Here is a 24,433-nt window from a genome sequence, read left to right as displayed (position 1 = left end):
CGGGTCAGTCAAACTCGGCAACGCGCAAAGCAGCGACCTGGAATATACGCCTAGGCCGCATAGATCAACCTTAAGGCTCGCCGGCGAAGGTATTGCACTGAGCCATATCGCCGCTGTTGAGGCCAGTCTTGAACCACTTCACCCGCTGCGCCGAGGTGCCGTGCGTGAACGAATCGGGCACCACCCGGCCCTGCGCCTGTTGCTGCAGTGTGTCGTCGCCGATCTGGCTGGCCGCATTGAGTGCCGACTCCACGTCACCCGGATGCAACCATTGCAGGCGGGCCTGGGTGCGATTGGCCCACACGCCGGCATAGCAGTCCGCCTGCAGCTCCTGACGCACCGAGAGTCCATCGGCGCCGTCCATCGGTGCGCCGCGACGACGCGCGGCGTCTACCTGATCGAACACGCCGGTGAGCTTCTGCACGTGATGGCCGACTTCGTGCGCGATGACATAGGCGCGGGCGAAATCGCCGGACGCGTGAAAGCGATTCTGCAGCTCCTGGAAAAACGCGAGATCCAGATACACCTTCTGATCGCCCGGGCAGTAGAACGGGCCCACCGCGGTCGATGCCGCGCCGCAAGCGGTGTCGACGCCGCCGCTGAACAGCTTGAGCTTTGGGTCGACATAGGCGTTGCCCTGCGCGGCAAAAATATCGCCCCAGGTTTTTTCGGTCGAGCCGAGAATACGCCTGACGAAATCCTCTTGCTGCGGATCGACCTGTGCCGGCTGCGAGCTCTGCGTCGGCGCTCCGGTCTGGCCACCGCCCTGATCCAGCAGAGCCAGCGGATTCTTGAAGAAGATCCAGCCCAGGATCGCCAGCACCACGATCCCGCCGATGCCCATGCGGCCGCCGCTGAAACGTGGGCCGCCGCCGTTTCCGCTGTCGACCTCGACGTTGTTGCTGCTCTCGCCCTTCTGCCAATCCATACGCCACCCCGTGACCGATGCGTCGCCGCGCTATCCAGGGCGATGACAATAACTTCTTGCGACGGTTAGCGCCACGCAGGCGCTGCGGTTACAGTCAGCGTTTTAACCCACGAGCCGAAACCATGATCGAGCTGCCCGCCCTGGTAACCCTGCTGACCGTACTGCTGCTGTTCGGCACCATGTTCGTTACCGGCAAGGCGCGCGGCAGATACGACATCAAGGCGCCGGCGATCAGCGGGCACCCCGGTTTCGAGCGCGCCTACCGGGTGCAGATGAACACTATCGAGAACACGGTGATGTTTCTGCCAGTGCTTTGGCTGGCGGCGACGCACGGGTTCGGCGGGCTGTGGGCCGGCGTGGCCGGCTTGGTCTGGCTGGTTGGCCGCAGTTGGTACGCGCTGGCCTATCTCAACGACCCGACCAGCCGCAGCGGCGGCTTCGTCGTGAGCATGCTGGGCTGGGCCGCACTGGTGGTGATGGCGGGCATCGGCGTCGTGCGGGCGATGATGATCGGCTGAGGCAGGCGACCGTGCTCGACGGCGCTCTTCGATGACCGCCCTTCCCCCGGATTCGCTGCGCCCGCGGCCTGAGGCACGGCCTAGTCCGGCCGAGCCTCCCGGCCTGTCCGCAGCAATCGGCCTGATCGCGCTGTATTTTCTGCTGCAGGCCGTTGCCGGCGGCCTCATCGCGCTGCTCATGGCTGTCGCCACCGGGTTTGTGCAAATCGATCCGCGCAGCCAACCGATCGGCGCGGAAATTCGCGCCATGCTCGAACAGCCGGGCATGCCGGCGATTCTGGTGATGCTGACACTGGGCCTGGCGGCCGCGGTGGTTGTGCCGCTGGTTCGCCGGAAGTGGCCTGCGCTGTGGTCGATGGCGCGGCCTCCGGGTTTGGGCATGGTGCTGCCGGTGAATCCGGTGTTCTTCATGATGGCCATCGCTGTCGGCTTGGCCGCACCGCTGCTGGGCGGCCTGCTGACCTCGCTGCTGGCGCACGGCAACACGGTAACGCAGGACATCCAGAGCCTGGGGTCGCACACGCCGACGCAGCTGCGGCTGGCGCTGGTCGTAGTGGTGACAAGTCTCGGTCCGCTGGTCGAGGAAATCCTGTTTCGCGGCGTGCTGTTGTCGGCACTGATGAAACGATGGCGCGTCGGCTGGAGCGTGCTCATCAGCGCGTTGCTGTTTGCCGTGTCTCACCTGCCCAGCATGCAGTGGCAATGGTACGCGCTGCCCGACCTCGCCCTGCTGGCATGCGCCCTGGCATGGCTACGCCTGCGTGCGGGATCGCTGTGGCCGGCGGTGCTCGCCCACGGCGTCAACAACCTGCTGGCGGTCGTGGCCTGGTTCGCGGCGTCGGGCTCCGTCTGAGTCGGACGACCCGAACTCGATGACTAGGGCCACGCGTCAAAGCCGCGCAGCAGTCGCGCGGTTTCAAAGACCGGCAGGCCCATCACGCCGGAATAGCTGCCGTCCAGATGCTCGATCAAGCTCGCGCCGCGGCCCTGGATGGCATACGCGCCGGCCTTGCCGAACGGCTCGCCGGTGGCGACATAGGCCGCGATGGTCGCGTCGTCCAGCGTCGCAAAACGCACCTGCGACACGCTGATCTCCGACCGTTCGCGATTCGCCTCGACCAGCCAGACCGCGGAAATCACCGCGTGGGTTTTGCTCGAAAGACGACGCAGCATGACGACAGCATCCTCAGCATCGCGCGGCTTGCCGAAAACTTCATCGTCGAGCACGACTTCGGTATCCGCGCCGAGCACCCGCGCGTCGGTGGCGCCGCCGAGGGCCTTCAAGCCAGCGCGGGCCTTTTCAAGCGCTACCCGACTGACGTAATCCTGCGGTGATTCGCCGGGCTCTCGCTGTTCGGGCACCTCGACATCGATCACGACGAAATCGGCGCCTAATTGCTCCAGCAACTGGCGACGGCGCGGTGATTGCGAGGCGAGATAGAGCATTGATGGGTCCGGCGAAAGGTAGAGCCGCAAGCATAGCGGCGCCGATGGCGCGAGACAGTGCAGAGATGCCCACTTCCTTGGCCTGATGCCAATAGCTTCCGGCGCGGGCCACACGGAGATATTCAACAGACTCTTAGGCCCGATGGTAGGGATGCCCGGCAAGCAGCGTGGTAGCGCGATACAGCTGCTCGGCCACGACCAGACGCACCAGCATATGCGGCAGGGTCAGCGGCCCGAGCGACCAGCTCTGCTCGGCGCGCGCCAGCACCTCGGGCGCGTGCCCGTCAGGGCCGCCGATAAGAAAAGCCAGGTCGCGCCCGCTCATACGCCAGCGCGCGAGCTGTTCGGCGAGTTCTTCGCTGGACCAGGTCTTGCCGCGGCCGTCGAGAGCGATCACGTGCGTGTCGCGCGGCAGCGCGGCCAGGATGGCAGCGCCTTCGTCCTGCATGGCGCGGGCATCGTCTCGACCCTTGCCGCGCGTGCCGGGCTTGAGTTCGATCAGTTCCAGCGGCAGGTCGTGCGAGAGGCGCTTGCGGTATTCGGCAAAACCCTCCGCCACCCAGCCGGGCATGCGTTCGCCCACGGCGATCAGGCGCGCGCGCATGCCAGCGCTTGCTCAGCCGGCTTGCGCGGCGTCGAAGTCGTGACCGTGATCGCCGACGGTCCACAGGCGCTCGAGGCCGTAGAACTCGCGGATGCGCGGCAGCATCACGTGGACGATGACATCGCCCAGATCCACCAGCACCCACTCGCCTTCGACCTCGCCTTCCACGCCCAGCGGGGCGACGCCCGCCTGCTTGGCGAACTTGGTCACTTCGTTGGCGATGGACTTGACGTGGCGGGCCGAAGTACCGGAAGCGATGACCAGCAGATCGGCGATGGAGGTCTTACCGCGAACGTCGATTTCGCGGACGTCCTTGGCCTTCAATTCTTCCAGCGCGTCGATGACCGACTTGCGCAAAGTGGCCGTGGTGACGGCCTTGTTGGTACGGGCAGTACTCAAGAGGGGGAGCCTCGATACAGATAACCGCGCGGAATGGCGCGGCCGCAGTATAACCGGCCTGCCCCGGCGGCAGGTCAAACCGTCAGGGAGCGCCTGGCAGCCCGGTATTCGTCCATCAGCACGGCAATCAGCTGCGCGGCCGGCATCGGCCGCACCAGCGTTGCCGCCTGCCCGCACCATTCCGACAGCAGATCGCCCCGACCCGCCTCGGCGGCGGCGCGGCGCAGGGGCGCGGTGAGTGCGTTCAGGGCAGGGTATGCCGGCAAATTCGACGCCCCAGGCTCCATCGCCTCTACATAGCGATTGCGCAAACCGCGCGCGGCACGGCCGGAGAAGCTGCGGATGGTGGTGACGCGATGCTCTACGGCCTGCGAAAGATCCTGCTTCCATGCTTCGGCGGCCGAGCTTTCAGGGCAGCCCAGAAACGCCGTTCCCAACTGGCTGGCAGATGCCCCGAGAATTTCCGCAGCCAGCATGCCGCGACCGTCCATAATCCCGCCCGCGGCAACGACGGGGATGTTTATTGCGCGCGCTACCATGGGCAGCAGCGCGAACAGACCGATCATCGCGTCATCGGCATCGTGCAGAAACGTGCCGCGATGGCCGCCGGCCTCGGCACCCTGAAGGCTTACGGCATCGGCGCCGCGCTCCGCCCAGGCGCGCGCTTCGGCCACCGTCGTCGCCGTGCCGATCACGGTGATCTGGCGCTGTTTCAGCTCTCGTACCTGCGCGGCATCGATCAGACCAAACGCGAAAATCGCAGCCGCGGGTCGCGCCTCACACAGCGCGGCGAACTGATCTGAAAATCGCGGCGCCCAGCGCGCCGGCAGACGCGTGCGCACCGCCAAACCTTCTCGCTCCATCAGCGCATCAAGCTGCTCGCGGGCCTTGCTTACCGCCGCCATATCGACAGCGAATTCATCCGGCAGAACGAACAAACCGATGGCATACGGGCGATCGGTAAGGCGCCGAACCTGCGCCGCCTGATCCAACATGGACTGCGGCTCTAGGTAACCCGCCCCAAGCGACCCCAATGCGCCGGCACCCGATACGGCAGCGACCAGATCCGGTGTGGTACAACCGGCCATGGGCGCCTGGATCAGGGAATGTTGAATACCAAGCTTACGGACAAACGAGTCATGCAAAGCGGATGGCCGGTGATTGAACACCGGCCAATTATGCGCAAAACACCCGGTTGTTGAGTGCGTCACTGTGCATACCGTACGTCATCGATAGGGCGCGTCGTGATCGCGCGCGCCTCCTCGACAAATCCGCCGGTCGCTCAGTGGCCCGCGCTGCTGCCGCTGGTGGGAGCCTTCATGGAGTCGGACTTCATCGCGTCATGCGACATGGAGTCATGCTTCATCGAATCGCCCTTTTTCATGGAGTCGTGTTTCATCGAGTCGTGTTTCATCGAGTCGTGCTTCATCGAATCATGTTTCATGGAGTCGCCTTTCATGGCGTCACCCTTCATCGCATCGTGCGACATGGCCGAGCTCGAGCTGTGCGCCATAGCGTCCTGCGCAAACGCAGAAGTGGTCGCGAAACCGCAGGTCATGGCGGCGACAAGGAGGCTTGCAAGACGTACGTTCATGGGAGTGTCCTTAAGTAAGAGGGATGAAGACATTTGTCATGTCTCCATAACCTTATTCGCCGATCGCTCATTGGCGGTTACCTGGCCCGCGAAAGTGTTTCGAGGCCTCTGCCCCACTCCCTTAATTTTGTCCCGCTACGATATTCACCGTGATCGCGATAATGAACACGTTGAAGAAAAACGCGATGACGCTGTGCAACAACACCACGCGGCGCAGGTATCGGCTGGTGATCTGCACGTCCGACACCTGAAAACACATGCCGATCACCAGCGAAAAATAGGCAAAGTCCCAATAGTCCGGCTCCGGCGTCTCAGGAAAATCCAGGCCGGTATGCTTCTCGCCAAAATCGCCGTAAAAGCCGTGCGCATAGTGCATGGCAAACATCGTGTTCAAGAACAGCCAAGTCAGCACCACGCTGACCACACCGATCACCAGCGCCGGCAAGCCGCCGCCTTTCGCTGCGTGCAGCTCGTTGCTCAACGCGACCAGTACCACAGAGGACAGTGCGATGCCGCTCCAGAGAATGCCCCAGCGACCGGTATCCTGAGCACGCGCCTGTCGTCGCATGCGAGTCGGCGGTGACTTGGCGAACATCCGCGCGATGATGCCGAGAAACACAATGGCAGCAAGATCGAAGCCCAGCAGTACGGCGTTTGAAAAGCGTGTACCGGTCGCTATCAGCGTGCCGCTGGTCAGCAGAAAAATGACCAGCGCAACGACCATCCGCGGCCGCGCTCGCAGGAAGTGGATAGGCCGCCAGCGGTGCTTTCCCCGGTGACCGCTATCTTCACCGGTTTTTGGCGATGACGGCGAGGCCCCATTCGCACCCGCGGACTCAGTCTTCGCCGGCGACTGCTTTGCGGTTTTTGACGACGACGCGCTCATGCCGCAGTCTGCGCCGAGAGACTGATCGACCAGCGGCTCGCCGGATGAAAAAACACGTCCTCTGAAGATACAGGCAAGGGAAGCCTCCGCATTTGCAGCCCGATGGCTGGCGTCGGCCAGATGATAGCGGGGTCCTGCGGCAGTGCGCGCGTCAGAGGCGTAAATCGCCGTAACCGGCGTGACGCTTCATCCACGCATCCGCGTACGAGCACGCGGGTATCACCTTCCAGCCATGCTTTCGCGCCGCGTCCAACGCCGCCTGCACCAGCGCCGACGCCACGCCACGGCCGCCAACTTCAGCGGGTACCTCGGTATGCGTAATCGTCATGACGCAATTGGCCACGCCGTCGGCCAGGGTGTAGTCGAGCAGGCAGTGCTCGCCGTCGACCGTTGTTTCGAAGCGTCGCGCGCTCTGGTCATGCTGAATATCGTACGACATGAAAATCTCTGCGCTGCGTGTGGGCATCCGAGCATACGTCCGGCCGGTCGAAACATCGCGTTAAGTTCCACCGCCCACTCTTTCGCGCCATCTGCATGATTGGTCTGACAACCTTGGCTTTCAACGCCGCCAAAACCGAAGGAGAACAGCATGAAGAAATCCGCATCCGCGCACTGGTCCGGGGACATCAAGACCGGCCAGGGCAGCATTTCGACCGAAACCGGCGTGCTGCGCGACGCACCGTACGGTTTCAAGTCGCGTTTCGAAGACGGTCCAGGCACCAATCCGGAAGAGCTGATCGGGGCCGCGCACGCCGGCTGTTATTCGATGGCACTGTCGCTGGAACTGGGCAAGGCCAACCTCACCGCCGACAGCATCGACACCAAGGCCATGGTGACGCTCGACAAGGACGGCGATGGCTTTTCGATTACCGCCGTGCACCTGACCTGCAAGGCCAAGGTCCCAGGCGCCGACGCCGATGCGTTCGCAAAGATCGCGCAGGCCACCAAGGAAGGCTGCCCGGTATCGAAGGTGTTGAAGGCCACGATCACGTTGGACGCTTCGCTGGCATGACGATTTGCGCCATCATCCGATACGGCCGGGCTGATCGCGCAGTGACAAAGGGTGGCGCTCCGCGCAAGCGCCACTTTTGCCTGAAACGGCATTGGCCTCAAGCCGCCTGTCTGGCGCGCTGACGACGGCGCTCGGTCACCGCATCGGCGAGGCGCTGCAGCACGGCGACCGAGCTGTTCCAGTCGATGCAGGCGTCGGTAATGCTCTGGCCGTAGACCAGCGGCTTGCCTGATTCGATATCCTGCCTGCCGGCCACGAGATGGCTCTCGACCATCACGCCGAGTATGCGCGTGTCGCCTGCGCCGACCTGGCCGGCGATATCGTCGATCACGGCCGGCTGATTCTCCGGCTTTTTGCTGCTGTTGGCGTGGCTCGCGTCGATCATCAGCCGCGGCGTCAGGCCCGCCTTGACCAACACGGCGCAGGCCGCGTCGACGCTAGCGGCGTCGTAATTCGGCGCGCTGCCGCCGCGCAGGATCACGTGACAATCCTCGTTGCCGGCGGTGGCCGCGATCGCGGTGCGGCCGTCCTTGGTCACGGCCAGGAAATGATGTGGTTGCGACGCCGCCTGCACCGCGTCCGCCGCAATTCTCACGTTGCCGTCGGTGCCGTTCTTGAAGCCCACCGGGCAGGACAACCCCGACGCCAGCTCGCGATGCACCTGGCTTTCGGTGGTGCGCGCGCCGATCGCGCCCCAGCTCACCATGTCGGCGATGTACTGCGGCGTGATCATGTCGAGAAATTCGCAGCCGGCCGGCACGCCGATCGCGTTGATGCCGATCAGCAGACCACGCGCCAGCCTCAGGCCGCGGTCGATACGGAAGCTGCCGTCGAGCGCTGGATCGTTGATCAAACCTTTCCAGCCCACCGTGGTGCGCGGCTTTTCGAAATACACGCGCATCACGATTTCCAACGTGTCGGCATGCAGCTCGCGCTGCTGGCGCAAAAGCTCGGCGTATTCGAGCGCTGCGCGGGTATCGTGGATCGAACAGGGGCCGATCACCACCGCAAGGCGATCGTCATGACCGTCGAGAATGGCGTGCAGTTTGCGGCGCGTTGCGGCCACGGTGGCGCTGGCCGACTCGCTGCTGCCGCAGTCGCCGATGACCTCGGCGGGCGTGCTGAGGCGCTTGAGCTCGCGGATGCGTAGGTCGTCGTTACGGGCGTCGGTAAGAGCGGCGTTCATGCGGAGAGTCCTTGGTAATCGGATCTGCCGGCAGCCATGAAAAAAGCCGCCGGTGGTGAGCTGGCGGCTTTCGGGATGTGCTGAATCGGAAACTTACGATCGCACCCTTGGCTCCGCCTGCGGCATCGGATAGCCGTAAAACCAGAAATAAAGGCGGGCGGAGAGGAGCTTCATGGATCTATGGATACCACATCGTGCGGCCAAATCAAACCCTGACGCTTGGAAGCCCGTGATGCGAAGGCCGCATCGGCGTGGGTCAGGCACTAACATCGGCGCATGCCTTCCCCTCTTCAACTGTTCAATCGCGCCGCCAGCGGGTCGCTCAGCCCCGTTCGCGCGGCAATTCGGCACTGGGTGCTCAGCGCCTTTCCGCGCAGCGAAAGCGGCGTCGACTACGACCGGCCGCGCGGGGATCCCGGCCTGTTCGGACCGCACAGCGCCACGTGGCGCGTGCATTCGGATTTCCCCGGCATGCTGGCCGGCGGACTGGCGGCGCTGACCCTGCAGACGCTGCATCCGCTGGCGCTCGCCGGCGTGTGGGATCACTCCAACTTTCGCGACGACCTGATCGGCCGGCTTCGCCGCACCACGATGTTCGTTGGCGCCACGACGTATGCCTCGCTGGCGGACAGCGAGGTGCTGATCGCCCGCGTCCGGCATATCCACAGCTTTGTCAAAGGCCATGCGGAAGATGGACGTCCATACGCCGCCGACGATCCCGATCTGCTGACCTGGGTGCATGTGACCGAGGCGTACAGTTTTCTGCAGGGTTACCGCCGTTATAGCCACATCGAATTGCCTGCGGGTGCGGCCGACCGCTATTACGACGAAGTGCGCCGCATTGCCGAAGCGCTGGGTGCGCGTCGCGTGCCGGCGTCCGAGCAGGCCGTCACCGACTACTTCACCGGCATCCAGCCAGAACTGGCTTTCACCGAACGGTCGCGCGAAGTACTGGCGGTGTTGGCCAAAGTGAAGCTGCCCGTACCCATTGCTGGACTATCGCGGAACCTGTTCCTGCTTGCCGGCACGGCGCTGCTGCCCGATTGGGCCACACAGATGCTGGGGCAAACTCACTGGCAGCAGCGCCAGGCCAGCTTGGCATCGCATGCGCTGTGGTCGATTGCGCCGGTATTTCGGGCCGCGTTGAGCGACGGCATCGCCAGCCGATCGTGCCGGCGAGTTGGCGTGCAGGCCAGCGAACTCGACCGCTGGCCTGTCACCCCCGCGTCGACGTTCAGCTCAACGGCTTGACCGCCAAGGGCTCGGTGAGAGCCTGTTCCTTGCTCTTTGCGACGGCCGCTTTCACCCGATTGCGGCCCGCGCGCTTGGCCTCGTAGAGGGCGGCATCGGCGCGCTGCAGCAGCGCCGCGCCGTCGCGGTCGTTGATTGCCGCGACGGCGACGCCAACCGATACCGTCAGCGCCAGCGACTGTCCGTCGATGACCAGCGGCGTCTTTTCCACCGTCGAACGCACTCGCTCGGCCAGCAGCATCGCGCCGGCGAGGTCCGCACCCGGCGACAGCACCACGAACTCCTCGCCGCCGACCCGACCGATCAGATCGCTGTCCCGCAACGTGGCGCGGATACTGAAAACCAGCGAGCGCAGAACCTTGTCGCCGCCGTTGTGGCCGAAGCGATCGTTGACGCTCTTGAAGTGGTCGGCGTCGAGCATCAGTACGCCCAACGGCTGCCGGTATCTGGCCGAATGGGCCAGCATCAGCGTGGTCGCCTCGTTGATCGCCAGCCGGTTGCTCACGCCGGTCAGCGGATCGATGCGCGCCAGCAAGCGCAGCTCCTGCTGCAGTATCTCGTTGTAGAGCAGCAGAAAACCGATACCGGCAAACAGCGGCTGCAGGCCCGAGAACATCACGTAGAAAAAATTGATGTTGCTGGCGATGGTGATGCCTTGCAGCTGAGAATCGCCGATCCACAGCTGCAGATTGCGCCAGATCAGCAGCGCGGCGGCCATGGCGAACACCGCAAGCAGCACCGCGCGTGCGCGCGAACTGCGGCGCACGGTAACGCCGACCAGAGCCTCGATGCTGAGCAGAATATTGATGCCGATCGCCAGCGAACCCCACAGCACGCGGGCCTGGTAATTCGGCTCGACCAGGCCAAACCAGGCCACCCCGAGCCAGCCGAATACATTGACCGCGATCACCAGCCGTCCACGCAGCGCCTCGCCAAGCAGCATACGCAGGGCAACCACACTCATGCCCTGGGCCACCAGATTGAAGGCATTGCCGCCGAGCAGCAGTGCGGCAGGCGACAGATAGGCGTGTGCGGCCAACGAGCCCCAGCCCGCCGCCTCGACCAACAACGCCGCCGAGCGCAGGCGCAAGCTCTGGCGCACCCTGCCTGCATCGCCATACGTACCGGCCCACAGCATCAGCGCCATAAGCGCCGTCTGCAGCGCACTGATCAGTGAGAGGGTCTCGATATGGAACGGCATCACGTATTCCCCTAGCGAAGTCACGGCACGGCGCTCGAGTGCCGCCCCTTGTACCACTGTTGCCGGCCATGCAACTGGGTGAGACTAAAATACGGTATCGGCGATTCACAAATGTGAGCGTTGACACGCCAGCACTTTTCGCTACCTTCGACGCAGTAACCTTCTGGACGCAGGATGGCCACGCTTACCCCGACCCGTAATGGCTGCCTGCCCCGCATGACCGGAGGCGAAAAGCGTCTTTCAGAACGACTGGAAGCCAAGCTCGAAGACGATTATCTGCTTTGGTACGACGTGCCGATCGGCCTGAAGCAGCGACGCCCGGACTTTGTCGTGTTCCATCCCCGCCGCGGCATGCTGGTGCTGGAGGTAAAGGACTGGAAGGCTGAAACCATCCAGCACGCCGACAGCACCCAATTCACCCTGATCACCGATCGCGGCCTGGTGAAGGAGGCCAACCCGCTGCTGCAGGCGCGTGCCTATGCGCTGGAAATCGGCGTGGTACTGGAGCGCGACCCGGCGCTGCGCCATCCGCCGGGCAGCCGCCATGCGGGAAAGCTGGTGATGCCGTGGGCTTACGGCGTGGTGCTGGCCAATATCAGTCGCAAGCAGTTTGTCGATGGCGGACTGGATGCGGTGATTCCGGCCCACCTGACGCTCTGCCGCGAGGAAATCTACGAGACGGTCGACCCCGAAACATTCCAGGAACAGCTGTGGGCGATGTTTCCGCAGGTGTTTCCCACGGCGATGACGCTGCCGCAGATCGATCGCGTGCGCTGGCATCTGTTTCCGGAAATTCGCCTGGCGCCCGGCGAAGGCCAGTTCGGCCTGTTCGACGAGACCGGCCCGATCACCCGACCGCTGGAAATTCCGGACATCGTCAAGGTGATGGACGCGCAGCAAGAGCAGCTGGCGCGCTCGCTCGGCGACGAGCACCGGATCATCCACGGCGTTGCCGGATCGGGCAAAACCATGATTCTGGGCTTTCGCGCAATGCAGCTGGCGCGCGAGCTGGGCAAGCCGATCCTGGTGCTCTGCTACAACAAGACGCTGGCGGCGAGACTGGACCAGCTGATCGGCGAGCGCGGCCTCGGCGAAAAGGTACAGGTCTACAACTTCCACAAGTGGTGCCACAAGATGCTCACGGCCTACCACGTGGACCTGCCCGCGCAAGGCAGCAAGGATTTCTTCGCGCAGATGGTGCAGAAGGTGATCGACGGCGTCGAGAAAGGTCAGATTCCACGTTTCCAGTACGGCGCGGTGCTGATCGACGAAGGCCACGATTTCGAGCCGGACTGGTACAAGCTGATCGTGCAGATGATCGACCCGAACACCAACTCGCTGCTGGTGCTCTACGACGACGCGCAGAACATCAATGGCCGGGCCGACCGGCGCAAGTTCACCTGGAAAAGCCTGGGCGTGCAGGCGCAGGGTCGCACGACTATTCTCAAGCTCAACTACCGCAACACGCTGGAAATTCTCGCGGTGGCGCGCGGTTTCGCCAGCGAGCTGCTCGACGCGCAGGCCGGCGAGGACGACGGCGTGCCGCTGATTGCACCGGAGAGTGCCGGCCGGCGCGGCGCCGTGCCCGAGCTGATACGCGCCAACAGCGCCAGCGAGGAAATCGCCGCGCTGATCAGTCAGATCCGCGACGAACAGGCGCATGGCCGGCGCCTGGACGATATCGCCGTGCTGTTCCGCCACAACAAGCAGGGCGAGCAGTGGCGCGATGCGCTGGACCGCGCCGGCATCAGCTGCCGGCTGGCGGACGACAAGGGCAAGGCATCACTTTTCCTGGTCAAGGACGCCGTGCGCATCATCAGCATGAAGTCGAGCAAGGGCCTGGAGTTTCCGCTGGTGGTCATCCCCGGCCTCGGCCAGATGCCGGCCGTCGGCGAGGACGAGACGCACGAGGCACGGCTGCTTTACGTAGCCATGACCCGCGCCACCGAAAGGCTCGTATTGATTCACCATGAGGACTCGATCTTCAGCGCGCGCATTCGCGCGTCGATCAACGATGTAAGCGGGCAGTTGAGCGCACTCTAGCTGCGCCGCGCGATGGAGGACAGGTAACAGGAGCAACGCATCGCAGAACGTCGAACACTGCGATGGCCGCCTTTAGTCGTTCGACCATGAGGGTCACTTCGTATGGCATCGTTTAAGCCCCATTATCTCAAGAGCTGGTTTCTGTTTTTTCTGGTCGCCAGCATCGGCGGCGGACTTGTCGGCGGCCTCTTCGGTGTCATCACCGGCGGCGTGATGGGCGCCGCGGGGGTTCCGCTGGATCGAATCGCCCTGATATGCAAGATCCTCGGCTTTTTAGTCAGCGTGCCGATCTCTTTCTTCACTTTTCGCTGGTCGGTGAGCACCTACATTGTCGACCAGTTGCCGCAGCGCCTCCCGGAGCCGCCGCTCTGGTGAACACGCGGGTTGGATCGGGGGCCGTGCATCCCAACATCATTAGCCGAAGCATTGCCTCGTCATCCACGTCAGGAACCCGCATGACTATCTTCGACCTCACCCCACCCAGCGACGCGCAGCGCAAGGACATCACCGCAGGGCTCGACCGCGACGAAAAGCGCGTGCTGCTGGAGCACGGCACGGAAGCGGCGTTCTGCGGCGTGTTTCTCGACAACAAGAAAGACGGCGTTTACACCTGCCGCTTTTGCGGGCTGCCGCTGTTCCGCTCCAGCGCCAAGTTCGATTCCGGCACCGGCTGGCCCAGCTTTTTCAAGCCGTACGACGATGCGCATATCAAGCTGATCCGCGACACCAGCTACGGCATGATCCGTACCGAAGAAGTGTGCGCCCGCTGCGGCAGCCATCTAGGCCACGTTTTCCCCGACGGCCCCCAACCCACCGGCGACCGCCACTGCCTCAACTCCGTCTCGCTGAGCTTTACCGAGAACGGTGAAGCGCTGCCGGATGTGCTGGGCCGCGGAGCACCTGAAGGCGAACCGGCAGCCGCCGAAGCTTGATCAAACGCTACGTAGGCTGGCGGTGAGCGCAGCGATGCCCGACATCTGTGGGATGCCACGTTGGGGTTCGCTAACGCTCACCGCCAACGTACGTTCGCAGCGGTCTCAGGCTCGATACGGCGCCAGCAGCTGAGCGTCGTCGAACAGCCCAGCCGGCAACAGATAGCGCGGATCGCGCCCCGCCGCCAGTAGCTCGCGGATATGCGTGGCGGAAATTTCCAGCGGGGTCACGGCCAGTTCGATTACTTTGCCGGCCGGCCAGCCGCGTAGGTCGTGCGCCGAATTCACGCGCCGGCCCTGGACCGCCTGCACCAGCGCAGCGGGCAACGCGGCCTCGATACCCGGGCGGCTCAGCACGCCGATATGCGCCATGTCGAGGATTTCCCGCCAGCGATGCCAGCTCGGCAGGCCGGCGAACGCGTCGGCACCGATCAGCAGTATAAGAGGGCGATCGCCCTGCTCCACGCGCAGCTCGGCAAGCGTGTCGATCGTGTAAGAAGGCCCCGTGCGCTGCAGCTCGCGGCCATCGAGCGTCAGCCGCGACTGCCCCTGCAATGCGGCATGCAGCATGGTCATACGCTGTTCGGCGCTCGCCGTCGGCGGCGGTCGATGCGGCGGCACGGCGGCCGGCATCAGGTGCACGTCGGCATTGAGCAGCTCGGAGGCTTCCCAGGCCACACTGAGGTGGCCGATATGCACGGGATCGAAGGTTCCGCCGAAAATCGCCAGCGGCCGCATCGCCATCAAACCAGACTCTGCGCCAGTGCCGGCGCCGCGCGCGGCTCGGCGATGGCGGCGATCAACCGTTCGGCTTCCTGCCAGGGGTTGCCGGCCTCGCGGCCTTTCGCCATGCGGTCGATACGCGAGGCGCGGGCAAGACACTGCAGCCAGTGATCGCGCGGGGCGCGGCGCAGGGCCTGGCGAAACAGCTGCTCGCGCGCCTGCCACAGCCGCTCGGTCTTGGCCTGAGCGGCAAAATCGGTCGCGTTGGCCAAGCGCAGCGCCAGCTGCAGCTGATTCACCAGCCAGCCCATCAGAGCGATCAGCTCATCGCCCTCGGCGCGCAGGCCGGCGAGGATGCGCAGCGCGCGCGCGCCGTCACCGGCAAAGGCCGCATCGGTGAGCTTGAACGCATCGTAGCGGGCGCTGTCGGCGACCAGATTTTCCATCTCCTTGGCATCGATGCGTCCCTGCCCGTGCAGCACGGCCAGCTTGTCGATTTCCTGCGCGGCGGCCAGCAGGTTGCCTTCGACGCGCTCGGCCAGAAGCGCCACCGCATCGGGCGACGCGGACAGGCCATGCCTGGCCAGCCTGGCGCTGATCCAGGCACCCCACTCGTTCGCACGCGGCGCGTTGAACACCACCATCGTGCCGGTGGCGTCCAACTTCTTGCTCCACGCGCCATCGTGCTTGCTGCTCCACTCCATGGCGGTAATCAGCAGGGTCACGTCGGGCCGCAGATCGGCGCAGAACGCATTGATCGCTTTCGCCCCCTCGATACCCGGCCGCCCGGTAGGCAAACGCAGATCGATAAATAGCCGCGTGGAAAACAACGACATGCCTGCGGCGGCGCGGGCCAGATCGTCCCAGTCGAAATGCTGGCCTACCTCGAGCACTTCGCGTTCGGGATAGCCGAGCTTTTTCGCCTGCGCGCGCAGCGCATCGGCGGCTTCCAGCACCAGCAGCTCCTCGCCCGCGAGCAGATAGACAGGGGCCAGCTGGTCCGCCGTCAGGGCCTTCTGCCACTGTCCAGCGCTGAGCGGCATCAGTGCGTGCTTTGGGCAGGCGCCGGTGTTGCCGCCGAAGCGCTGGGGGCCGCAGAGGGCGCAGCGATCGGATGCTTGCTGGCTGCCTGCAGGCGGAACAGGATGGCCTGCACCATGTCCTGGTTGAGGCTTTGCTGGATCTCGTTCACCTCCGACGCGTTACCGATCGTGTTGGTCGCGTCATAGCTGTATTCGCGCTGCATGCTGATGGTCTGAAGTGGCAAGACCACATTGCCAGCCCCATCGATCACACTGAACTGCACGTTGTAGCGCACGGCGTATTCGGTGATGCGCGCATAGCCGCCGGCGGTCAGTGTGTCGGTACTGAAGTTCGCCACCGGCACACGCAGCTCCGCGATGCCCGGGCCGCCTTCATCCTTCACGTCGACGCCGGCCACCACCAGCGCGCGCGCCAGCATGCGCTGGAAATCGCCGACGCCGGTGACGATGTGGATTTTCTGGATCGACGCCGGCAGTTTCACGTTTTCACGCAGATGAAAGCCGCAGGCGGCCAGCGAGATAGCGGATAACAGCAACAGCGCCAGCTGGAGCATACGACCGACTTTCATGGAACTCATGGATTTCATCCTGCGACGATGTTGACGATCTTGCCCGGTACCACGATGACCTTGCGTACGCTGAGGCCTTCCAGAAAATGCGCCACCTGCGGCTGCGCGCGGGCCAGCGCCTCGGCTTCTTCCTTCGAGGCACCGCTCGGCAGCTCGATGGTAGCGCGCAATTTGCCGTTGATCTGAACCGCCAGGGTGAGCGTATCGCGAACCAGTGCCGCCGGGTCGGCTTTCGGCCACGGCTGATTCTCCAGCACGGTCTGCGGATGACCCAGCACCTGCCACAACGCATGGCTGATGTGCGGCACGACCGGGTTAAGCAGCAGCACCATGCTTTCCAGCGCCTCGTGCCGCACCGCCCGACCCTGCTCGCTCTGATCGGTGAACTTGTTCAACGCATTGAGCAGCTCCATCAATGCAGCGATGGCGGTGTTGAAGGCATGGCGGCGACCGAAATCGTCGCTGACCTTCTGGATGGTTTCGTGCACCTGCCGGCGCATGGCTTTCTGTCCGCCATCCAGCACGCCCGGCTCGACCACCGGATGATCCGGGTTGGCCGCGTGCGCCGTCACCTCGCGCCAGACGCGCTTGAGGAAACGCGACATGCCTTCGACACCGGCCTCGCTCCACTCCAGCGACTGCTCCGGCGGCGCGGCAAACATCGAGAACAGCCGCACGGTGTCGGCGCCGTACTTGCCGACCATCGACTGCGGATCGATGCCGTTGTTCTTCGACTTGGACATTTTTTCGATGCCGCCGATCTGCACCGGCTGACCATCGGATTTCAGACGCGCGCCGATCACGCGCGCCCTTTCATCGCGCTCGATTTCGACGTCGGCCGGATTGATCCAGTCCTTCGAGCCATCGATGTTGTCGCGGTAATACGTCTCGGCAATCACCATGCCCTGGCACAGCAGGTTGGTCGCCGGCTCGTCGCTGTGCACCAGACCCTCGTCGCGCAGCAGCTTGTGATAGAAGCGGAAATACAGCAAATGCAGGATCGCGTGCTCGATGCCGCCGATGTACTGATCGACCGGCAACCAGTAGTTGGCGCGATCGTCGACCTGGGTGCTGGCGCCCGGGCTGGTGTAGCGGGCGTAATACCAGCTCGACTCCATGAAGGTGTCGAAGGTGTCCGTTTCGCGTTCGGCCCCACCGCCGCAAGTTGGGCAGACCGTCTTGCGCCACTCGGGGTCGGCCTTGATCGGCGACTGCACGGTACCGACCTTCGAATACGCGTCGGCCACGTCCTCGGGCAGGATCACCGGCAGCTGATCTTCCGGCACCGGCACGTCGCCGCACTTTTCGCAGCGGATCACCGGAATCGGACAACCCCAGTAGCGCTGGCGGCTGACGCCCCAGTCGCGCAGGCGATAGTTCACGCGGCGCGAGCCTGTGCCGTCGCGCTCGAAGCGCGCCGCCAGCGCATTCAGCGCCTGGCTGAAATCCATGCCGTCGTATTCGCCGGAATTGACCAGGATGCCTTTCGGGCCCCAGGCGGCCTCCTCGTGGATGCGTCGTTCGAATTCTTCCACGATGCGCAGCGGTGCGGAAATATCCTGCGCGTTGGCATCGCGGCCGCTCAGCGCGGCCTGCATCGGATCGACGCCGACGCCCAGCGCGATGTCGTGCTGAATCTCGTTCAGCGCATCGATAACAGACTGATCGACGACGACCATGCGAATCGGCAGACTGTACTTCTGCGCGAATTCCCAGTCGCGCTGATCGTGCGCCGGCACCGCCATTACCGCGCCGGTGCCGTAGCCCATCAGCACGAAGTTAGCCACGTAGACGGGAATTTCTTCGCCGCTGATCGGGTGGATCGCGCGCAGGCCGGTGTCCATACCGCGCTTTTCCTGCGTCTCCAGCTCAGCCTCGGAAACGCCGCCCCGACGCAGCTCGGCAATGAAGGCAGCCAGCTGCGGATTGTTCTGCGCCGCATGCACGGCGAGCGGGTGCTCGGCCGCGATGGAGACGAAGGTCACGCCCATCAAGGTGTCAGGGCGCGTGGTGAACACATCGAGTGGCGCCAGCGTTTGGCCGTCCAGATCGTTGACCGCAAAGCGGATCTCCAGACCTTCGCTGCGGCCGATCCAGTTGCGCTGCATGGTCTTGACCGCATCGGGCCAGCCCGGCAGCGTATCCAGACCTTCCAGCAACTGCTGCGCGTAATCGGTGATCTTGAGAAACCACTGCGGAATCTCGCGCTTTTCCACCAGCGCGCCGGTGCGCCAGCCGCGGCCGTCGATCACCTGCTCGTTGGCCAGAACGGTCTGGTCGACCGGGTCCCAGTTCACCACCGAGTTCTTACGGTAGGCCAGGCCCTTTTTCATCAACCGCACGAACATCCGCTGTTCGTGCACGTAGTAGTCGGGCCGGCAGGTGGCGAACTCGCGCGTCCAGTCGATCGCATACCCCATCGACTGCAGCTGCGCGCGCATATGCTCGATATTGGCGTAAGTCCATTTGGCCGGCGCAGTCTTGTTCTTGATCGCGGCATTCTCGGCCGGCAGGCCGAACGCGTCCCAGCCCATCGGCTGCAGCACGTTCTTGCCCTGCATGCGCTGATAGCGGCTGATCACGTCGCCGATAGTGTAATTGCGCACGTGGCCCATATGCAGCGCGCCAGATGGATACGGCAGCATCGACAGGCAGTAGAACTTGGGCTTGGAGGGATCCTCCTTTACCTCGTACGCGTGCTGCTCGCCCCAAAACTGCTGTGCGGCGCTTTCGACGGCCGTGGCGGCATAGCCCTGCTCCGGCGATTGTCCTGGCTCGGCAGCCCCCTGTGACAGGGAATTGGGGTCTTGAATATCCTGCATGATTGCGACGCCGTGATGCGGTGGGCCCGCGCCAGCGACAGCCGGCGGCGGTTAACGGATCAGACTAGCCCAGCGCGGCCCCGGCGCCAAGCCTTGACGCGCCAGGGGACCTGTACTTTCAAGTACTGGGACAGGCCGGCATCTGGCCGTTGACAAGCGATTGCGCAACCGCCGCGATCTGCGCGGCAAGCCGGCCGATCGCGCGCTGATGGCCCTGCACCAGCGCATCGTAGCCCGCACCCACCGTCTCGCTCACCCGGCTGTTACAGGACAGCGTGCCGCCCTGACCCTCGTTGGCTCCGTGCATCACTCGCACGCTCCAACTGGCATCGATCAGCGCATAGCTGCCGGGTAGCGAGTCGAAGCGGCGCACGTCCAGCTTGATCCGCAGCCGCGGCTTGTCGTTGCCGGGCAAGGCGCTGACGTCCTGACTGTGCAGCTGGCGCGCCAGATCGGTCGACAGCGCACTGCGCAACTCGTCGCCCAGCGGCGCGATCCAGCGCTCGCCGTTGAGCAGCGCCACGCCCTGACTGCCATCGCGCACCACCAGCTGCGGCTGGTCGACCTGCGCCGGCACGGTGACTGGCAGCAGTTCGAACGGCAGCGACGCCATGGCCGGGCTCGACGACGCGGTGTCGGAAGTCGGGTCGGTCGCCGGTGGAACCAGCGTGTAGTAGTGCAGCGGCGCCGAGGCGCAGCCGGCCAGCGTCAGTGCGATGCCCCAGCCAAGCAGGCGCTTGCTGTGATGAAAAAGGCCTGCACGAATCATGGCTTGCTCCCTTGCTGCGGTGAATGGGTTGGCGCGGGCGGTGCCGCCGCACGCTCCGGCTTGGCATCGGCGCCGCGGCCGCGGATAAGCGCTTCGGGGTGATCGCCCAGGTAATCGATCAACACGCGGACCGAGCGCGCCGCGCGCTGCACTTCCTGCAAGGTCGTGCCCAGGTTCTGCTGCAGCGGCGAATCGCCGGACAGCGCGTCGCCCGCCGTGCTGACGGTTTTCTGCACACCCTTCATCGTGTTGTCGAGTTCGGGCAGGGTCTTGCCGTTAACCTGCTTCAGCGTCGCACTGAGGCCGGCCAGAGTCTGGTTGAGGTTGTTGCCGATCGCCTCGAACGGAATCTTGTCGATCTTGTCGACAATCTCCGCCGCCTGCTCCTGCAGCTTGTCGAAGCTGCCGGCCGCGGTCGGAATCACCAGCGGCCGGGCGTTCATGTCGAACGCCACCTTCGGCGCGTTCTTGACGAAGTCCATCGAGATATACAGCTGGCCGGTGAGCAGATTGCCGGTGCGCGCCTGCGCACGCAGGCCGTGGTCGACCAGCCGCCCCATCATCTGCGTCATGTCCGGATTTTCGCCGCGCGCCTTCACCAGCGCCTGCAGCTTGTCGTAGGCCGTGCCGAGCCGCTGCGGATAGACCACCGCACCGACGATCAGCGGGAACGTCTGCGTCTTGTCGTCATAGTCCAGGCGGACCGATACCACGTTGCCGATCTTCACACCGAGAAACTCCACCGGTGCATTGACGTCGAGGCCACGCATCGATTTCTCGAAGCGCATGCGGATGTAATGCGGCGTGCCGTCCGGCGGCGCCATCGCCGTGCCCTGATCGGCAAACAGCTGGAACTGCGCGTCCTGTGTTGCCGGCGTGCTGTCATGCGGCCCGGGTGGATCCTGAAATGCGAGACCGCCGGCGACCACGGTCGCCAGCGATTCGGTATTGAGTTTCAGCCCATCTGCGCCGAGCGAGACATCCACGCCGCTGGCGTTCCAGAATCGCGTCGAGGTAGTCACGAACTTGTCGTTGGGACCATCGATAAAGATCTGCATCGACACGCCCTTGCCGTTTTCGTCCAGCCGGTACGACACCACGCGACCGACCTGGATACGCCGGTAATACACCGGCGAGCCGATATCGAGCGAGCCCAGGTCATCACTGTGCAGCACGAAGCTTCGGCCGGGTGCCGAGTGATTGACGGCTGGCGGTGTCTCCAAACCCTTGAAGTCCTCCTGCGAGGTCTGCGAGTCGCCCACGTCGGCACCGATGAAGGCGCCGGACAGCAACGTGTCGATGCCAGACACGCCGCCGATGCCGATGCGCGGACGCACCACCCAGAACCGCGTGCCCTGCGTCGCGAAGCTCTTGGCACTCTTCTCCAGCGCCACGCTCACCTTGACGTGGGAGCGATCTTCGCTGAGCTCGATCTTGTCGACCTTGCCGATCACCACGTTCTTGTATTTCACCGGCGTCTTGCCGGCGTCCAGACCTTCGGCAGTCTGGAAGGTGATAACAATTTCCGGGCCGGCCTGCAGCACGCTGTTGACGATCAGCGATATGCCGATCACCGCCGCCAGCGCCGGCACCAGCCAGATCAGCGACGCGCTGAAACGTCGGCGGCGCTTGACCACCGGACGCGGCAGCTCGTCGCGCTCGGGCTTGTCCAGTTCGTTGCTGCTTTCGTCAGTCATCGCTATCTCTGCTATCCCAAATAAGCCGTGGGTCGAAACTCATCGACGCCAGCATGGTCAATACCACGGTCAGGCCGAAAAAAATGACGCCGGGCAGCGGCTCTACCCGACTCAGCACGTTGAAGCGCACCAGCGCCGACAGCAGCGCCACCACGAACACGTCCAGCATCGACCAGTAGCCGATGAACTCCACCAGCCGATACAGCCTGGCGCGCTGCACCTGAGCCCAGTCGGTGCGCATGTGACTGCTGATCAGCAAGGTGCCCAAGACCAGAAACTTCAACATCGGCACCAAGATGCTGGCGACAAAAACGATGATCGCCAAATCCGCCGAGCCGTTGATCCACAGCTCCTTGACGCCGCTGAGGATGGTGTTGTCGTCCACGTCGTTGAGGCTGGCCGTACGCATGATCGGCAGAAAGTTGGCCGGCAGATACATCATGAAAGCCGCCAGCAGCAGCGCCCAGGTGCGCGCGTAAGTCGCCGGCTTGCGCCGATGCAGGGCCGAGCCGCAGCGCGGGCACGCCATATCGTCGGCGCCCTCCGGTGGCTGGCGGCAAACCAGCCGGCACACGTGGCAACCGATCAGCCCAAGGTCGGCCGCGCGTGGCAGCGCGCTCATCCCTCGTCCGTCATGCGCATGTTCCACAGCTCGCGCATGTCGACGCGGGCGAAAATGGTGATGAGCACGGTCAACACGGCGTACGCATAAATGCCCGGATCGGCCACCACGTCGAAATACACCTTGGCCTTGACGATCGCCACCAACGCACCGAGCACGAACACCTCGCTCATCGTCCACGGCCCGATGTAGTGCAGCGTCACCATGATCGGCACGAAGCCCGGCGCACAGCGCCGCTGCCGCGCAAACCAGAGCAACCAGCCGATCGACAGCATCTTGACCAGCGGAAAAAAGAACAGCGTGGCGGCGGCCAGTACGGAGATGACCTGCGCATTGGACTGCCACATCGTGATAATGGCGCCCCACAATGTGGTGCTGCTGTGCCGACCGTTGAGGCCCAGCGTGACGATAGGCCAGAGGTTGGCCTGAACGAATACGATAAATGCCGTGAGCACCAGCGCCAGCATCGTATTGGGATTGAGGCTGTGGTAGTGCTCCAGCGTCGCCCCGCAACAGGCGCACTTGCCCACTTCGCCGCGCGTCATCGCGCGACGACGGTGAACCGTATCGCACTCTTCGCAGATCTGCAGCGCTTCCAGTGAGGTGGTGCTCATGCGGTTACGGGCTTGCTCGGACAGGGCCAATGGTTGGATTCTCGCAAATCTGCGGCCCCGGCGCTGAACGTCAGGGAGCTTGTGCAGGCTTGATATGCTGGCACCTGCCCCGATCTGGCAAGCACCGGATCGCACTGTATCTATCCCGATGGAAAATTCCGTGACTGAAAAAGCCGCCTCCCACGTCTTCGATGTAACCCAGCAAGGCTTCGAGGCCGAGGTCCTGCAGGCCTCGATGACCACACCCGTACTGGTGGATTTCTGGGCCGAATGGTGCGAGCCGTGCAAGACGCTGGGACCGATGCTGGAAAAGCTCGCCGCCGAATACAACGGCGCGTTCCGCCTCGGCAAGGTCGACGTGGAAGCGCAGCAGGAGCTGGCCGGCATGTTCGGCATCCGCAGCATTCCCACCGTGATGCTGGTGAAGGACGGCCAGGTGCTCGACGGCTTCGCCGGCGCGCTGCCGGAAAGCCAGCTGCGTGAATTCCTGTCGCGTCACGTGCAGCCGCTCGAAGCGCCGCCGGAAGCGGACGCCATCGACGAAGCTGCGCTGGAAACGCCCGAGCAGGCGATTGCCCGGCTGCAGCAGGCGATCGCCGCCGAGCCGGACAAAGCCGAACTGAAACTCGAGCTGGCGCTGGCGCTGATGCGCGGCGGCCAGGCCGACGCTGCCGAAGCCGAACTCACCGCACTGCCGGCCAACCTCGCCATCGACGTACGCGCGCTGCGCCTGCGCAGCCAGCTCGATCTGGCCCACGCGCTCGAAGGCGCCCCTTCGCTGACCGAACTGCGCCAGCGCGTCGCGGCCAATGCCGGCGACTGGGCGGCCCATGATCTGCTCGGCGTGCGCCTGCTGCTGGAGGATGACCCCGCCGCCGGGCTCGATGAATTTCTGCTCATCCTCAAGGGCGATCGCGAATGGAACGACAATCAGGCCAAGAAGCGCCTGCTCGCCGCATTCGCCACGCTCGACGATGCCGAACTGGTCGGCCGCTACCGCCGCAAGATGGCCTCGCTGCTGTTTTGATGCGGCGCGCACGAAGGCATACGGAAACAGCCTGATGAAATCGTCCACCTTCCGCCGCGCCATGAACCTCTGGCCGCCGTTTCTGTTCAACAGCATCCGAGTGCTGGGCATCAGCGACGATTACACCGAAGCGAAGGTCGTGCTGCGCCTGCGCCCGTGGAACCGCAACTACGTGCGCACTCAGTTCGGCGGCAACCTGTTTGCCATGACCGACCCGTTCTGGATGCTGCTGGTGATGCATCAGCTGGGCAACGATTACATCGTCTGGGACAAGGCTGGCGCCATCGACTTTGTGGCACCCGGTCGCGAGGACGTCTACGCGCACTTCAAGCTCGAGCCGACCATAGTCGACCAGTTGCGCACCCGTGCCGCTGGCGGTGACAAAGTGCTGCACTGGTTCGAAACCCAGATCAAAACCGCTGCCGGCGAAGTCGTTGCCGTCGTACGCAAGCAGATCTATGTTCGGTTAAAACCCAAGGCGCGCTGAATCGCCTCACTGCGCCGCACGACAGCGCAGGTCGTCAGCCCCCTCCTGTTCAGAGGGCTG

27 protein-coding genes are annotated in these 24,433 nt (G+C 64.2%); 9 read left to right on the top strand and 18 right to left on the bottom strand.

The features are described from left to right. Window positions 1–70 precede the first annotated feature (70 nt). Window positions 71–928 (bottom strand): neutral zinc metallopeptidase, encoded by an 858-nt coding sequence (locus tag HDE78_RS11895; RefSeq protein WP_179479620.1) that lies wholly within the window; start codon window positions 926–928, stop codon window positions 71–73. A 122-nt stretch (window positions 929–1,050) separates the two neighbouring features. On the opposite strand from HDE78_RS11895, the gene HDE78_RS11890 reads away from it, so the two are divergent. Then, window positions 1,051–1,446 carry an MAPEG family protein gene (locus HDE78_RS11890; RefSeq protein WP_179479618.1) on the top strand — a complete coding sequence of 132 codons (396 nt, stop codon included), beginning with the start codon at window positions 1,051–1,053 and terminating at the stop codon, window positions 1,444–1,446. Between the two features lie 31 nt (window positions 1,447–1,477). Further along, on the top strand, window positions 1,478–2,299 hold the full coding sequence (locus HDE78_RS11885; RefSeq protein WP_179479616.1) for a CPBP family intramembrane glutamic endopeptidase: 822 nt from the start codon (window positions 1,478–1,480) through the stop codon (window positions 2,297–2,299). Window positions 2,300–2,322: 23 nt separating this feature from the next. Here HDE78_RS11885 and HDE78_RS11880 read toward each other — a convergent pair whose 3' ends face one another. From HDE78_RS11880 to HDE78_RS11850, 7 genes are all read right to left on the bottom strand, one after another. Next, window positions 2,323–2,892, bottom strand: coding sequence for a Maf family protein (locus HDE78_RS11880; protein WP_179479784.1), 570 nt, complete (start codon window positions 2,890–2,892; stop codon window positions 2,323–2,325). A 133-nt stretch (window positions 2,893–3,025) separates the two neighbouring features. After that, a complete protein-coding gene (gene rlmH / locus HDE78_RS11875; RefSeq protein ID WP_179479614.1) occupies window positions 3,026–3,496 on the bottom strand; it encodes a 23S rRNA (pseudouridine(1915)-N(3))-methyltransferase RlmH in 471 nt (156 codons plus the stop codon). Between the two features lie 12 nt (window positions 3,497–3,508). Further along, window positions 3,509–3,895, bottom strand: coding sequence for a ribosome silencing factor (rsfS, locus tag HDE78_RS11870; protein ID WP_179479612.1), 387 nt, complete (start codon window positions 3,893–3,895; stop codon window positions 3,509–3,511). 74 nt (window positions 3,896–3,969) lie between these two features. After that, window positions 3,970–5,064 carry a nitronate monooxygenase gene (locus tag HDE78_RS11865; RefSeq protein WP_345776057.1) on the bottom strand — a complete coding sequence of 365 codons (1,095 nt, stop codon included), beginning with the start codon at window positions 5,062–5,064 and terminating at the stop codon, window positions 3,970–3,972. Window positions 5,065–5,177: 113 nt separating this feature from the next. Continuing rightward, on the bottom strand, window positions 5,178–5,522 hold the full coding sequence (locus tag HDE78_RS11860; RefSeq protein ID WP_255457766.1) for a pentapeptide MXKDX repeat protein: 345 nt from the start codon (window positions 5,520–5,522) through the stop codon (window positions 5,178–5,180). 88 nt (window positions 5,523–5,610) lie between these two features. Then, complete coding sequence (locus tag HDE78_RS11855; RefSeq protein ID WP_255457765.1) at window positions 5,611–6,213, bottom strand: DUF1345 domain-containing protein; 603 nt, start codon at window positions 6,211–6,213, stop codon at window positions 5,611–5,613. Window positions 6,214–6,526: 313 nt separating this feature from the next. Beyond that, window positions 6,527–6,814 (bottom strand): GNAT family N-acetyltransferase, encoded by a 288-nt coding sequence (locus HDE78_RS11850; RefSeq protein ID WP_179479592.1) that lies wholly within the window; start codon window positions 6,812–6,814, stop codon window positions 6,527–6,529. A 150-nt stretch (window positions 6,815–6,964) separates the two neighbouring features. Here HDE78_RS11850 and HDE78_RS11845 point away from each other — a divergent pair, with 150 nt between their 5' ends. Next, entirely contained in the window at window positions 6,965–7,387 is a 423-nt protein-coding gene (locus tag HDE78_RS11845) for an OsmC family protein (protein WP_179479590.1), read from the top strand. Window positions 7,388–7,484: 97 nt separating this feature from the next. Here the strand turns inward: HDE78_RS11845 and HDE78_RS11840 are convergent, their stop codons facing one another. Next, on the bottom strand, window positions 7,485–8,573 hold the full coding sequence (locus HDE78_RS11840) for a 3-deoxy-7-phosphoheptulonate synthase (protein ID WP_179479588.1): 1,089 nt from the start codon (window positions 8,571–8,573) through the stop codon (window positions 7,485–7,487). Window positions 8,574–8,849: 276 nt separating this feature from the next. Here HDE78_RS11840 and HDE78_RS11835 point away from each other — a divergent pair, with 276 nt between their 5' ends. Then, window positions 8,850–9,824 (top strand): oxygenase MpaB family protein, encoded by a 975-nt coding sequence (locus HDE78_RS11835; protein WP_179479586.1) that lies wholly within the window; start codon window positions 8,850–8,852, stop codon window positions 9,822–9,824. On the opposite strand, the gene HDE78_RS21250 is transcribed toward HDE78_RS11835, so the two are convergent. Further along, window positions 9,808–11,049, bottom strand: coding sequence for a GGDEF domain-containing protein (locus tag HDE78_RS21250; RefSeq protein WP_179479584.1), 1,242 nt, complete (start codon window positions 11,047–11,049; stop codon window positions 9,808–9,810). The two genes, HDE78_RS11835 and HDE78_RS21250, sit on opposite strands and share 17 nt — an antisense overlap. 150 nt (window positions 11,050–11,199) lie before the next feature. Between HDE78_RS21250 and HDE78_RS11825 the strand changes: the two genes are divergently transcribed. The 3 genes from HDE78_RS11825 (at window position 11,200) to msrB (ending at window position 14,000) form a co-directional block, all read left to right on the top strand. Then, entirely contained in the window at window positions 11,200–13,068 is a 1,869-nt protein-coding gene (locus tag HDE78_RS11825) for a 3'-5' exonuclease (RefSeq protein ID WP_179479582.1), read from the top strand. A gap of 102 nt (window positions 13,069–13,170) precedes the next feature. Further along, window positions 13,171–13,443, top strand: coding sequence for a hypothetical protein (locus tag HDE78_RS11820; protein WP_179479580.1), 273 nt, complete (start codon window positions 13,171–13,173; stop codon window positions 13,441–13,443). A gap of 80 nt (window positions 13,444–13,523) precedes the next feature. Next, on the top strand, window positions 13,524–14,000 hold the full coding sequence (gene msrB, locus HDE78_RS11815) for a peptide-methionine (R)-S-oxide reductase MsrB (RefSeq protein WP_179479578.1): 477 nt from the start codon (window positions 13,524–13,526) through the stop codon (window positions 13,998–14,000). A gap of 105 nt (window positions 14,001–14,105) precedes the next feature. Here the strand turns inward: msrB and nadD are convergent, their stop codons facing one another. From nadD to HDE78_RS11775, 8 genes are all read right to left on the bottom strand, one after another. After that, window positions 14,106–14,738 carry a nicotinate-nucleotide adenylyltransferase gene (gene nadD, locus HDE78_RS11810; protein ID WP_179479780.1) on the bottom strand — a complete coding sequence of 211 codons (633 nt, stop codon included), beginning with the start codon at window positions 14,736–14,738 and terminating at the stop codon, window positions 14,106–14,108. A gap of 5 nt (window positions 14,739–14,743) precedes the next feature. Then, on the bottom strand, window positions 14,744–15,766 hold the full coding sequence (gene holA / locus HDE78_RS11805) for a DNA polymerase III subunit delta (RefSeq protein WP_179479576.1): 1,023 nt from the start codon (window positions 15,764–15,766) through the stop codon (window positions 14,744–14,746). Further along, window positions 15,766–16,344 carry an LPS assembly lipoprotein LptE gene (gene lptE / locus HDE78_RS11800; RefSeq protein WP_179479574.1) on the bottom strand — a complete coding sequence of 193 codons (579 nt, stop codon included), beginning with the start codon at window positions 16,342–16,344 and terminating at the stop codon, window positions 15,766–15,768. Before lptE ends, holA begins: the two co-directional genes overlap by 1 nt. 5 nt (window positions 16,345–16,349) lie before the next feature. After that, window positions 16,350–19,157 carry a leucine--tRNA ligase gene (gene leuS / locus HDE78_RS11795; RefSeq protein WP_179479572.1) on the bottom strand — a complete coding sequence of 936 codons (2,808 nt, stop codon included), beginning with the start codon at window positions 19,155–19,157 and terminating at the stop codon, window positions 16,350–16,352. A 118-nt stretch (window positions 19,158–19,275) separates the two neighbouring features. Next, on the bottom strand, window positions 19,276–19,926 hold the full coding sequence (locus HDE78_RS11790) for a PqiC family protein (RefSeq protein WP_179479570.1): 651 nt from the start codon (window positions 19,924–19,926) through the stop codon (window positions 19,276–19,278). Then, window positions 19,923–21,623: an MlaD family protein gene (locus tag HDE78_RS11785; RefSeq protein WP_179479568.1), complete on the bottom strand. Its 1,701-nt coding sequence runs from the start codon at window positions 21,621–21,623 to the stop codon at window positions 19,923–19,925. Before HDE78_RS11785 ends, HDE78_RS11790 begins: the two co-directional genes overlap by 4 nt. Continuing rightward, entirely contained in the window at window positions 21,616–22,245 is a 630-nt protein-coding gene (locus tag HDE78_RS11780; RefSeq protein ID WP_179479567.1) for a paraquat-inducible protein A, read from the bottom strand. The genes HDE78_RS11785 and HDE78_RS11780 overlap by 8 nt, the downstream gene beginning before the upstream one ends. Further along, on the bottom strand, window positions 22,242–22,859 hold the full coding sequence (locus tag HDE78_RS11775) for a paraquat-inducible protein A (RefSeq protein WP_179479566.1): 618 nt from the start codon (window positions 22,857–22,859) through the stop codon (window positions 22,242–22,244). The genes HDE78_RS11780 and HDE78_RS11775 overlap by 4 nt, the downstream gene beginning before the upstream one ends. 160 nt (window positions 22,860–23,019) lie before the next feature. Between HDE78_RS11775 and trxA the strand changes: the two genes are divergently transcribed. Both trxA and HDE78_RS11765 read left to right on the top strand, forming a co-directional pair. Then, window positions 23,020–23,886 carry a thioredoxin gene (gene trxA / locus HDE78_RS11770; RefSeq protein ID WP_179479565.1) on the top strand — a complete coding sequence of 289 codons (867 nt, stop codon included), beginning with the start codon at window positions 23,020–23,022 and terminating at the stop codon, window positions 23,884–23,886. A gap of 34 nt (window positions 23,887–23,920) precedes the next feature. Then, complete coding sequence (locus HDE78_RS11765; RefSeq protein WP_179479564.1) at window positions 23,921–24,373, top strand: DUF4442 domain-containing protein; 453 nt, start codon at window positions 23,921–23,923, stop codon at window positions 24,371–24,373. Window positions 24,374–24,433 lie beyond the last annotated feature (60 nt).

This window comes from Rhodanobacter sp. K2T2 (assembly GCF_013408815.1).
Lineage (GTDB): Bacteria > Pseudomonadota > Gammaproteobacteria > Xanthomonadales > Rhodanobacteraceae > Rhodanobacter.
The sequence above is the reverse complement of the archived record's forward strand: the minus strand, read 5'-3'. Positions and strand labels throughout refer to the sequence as shown.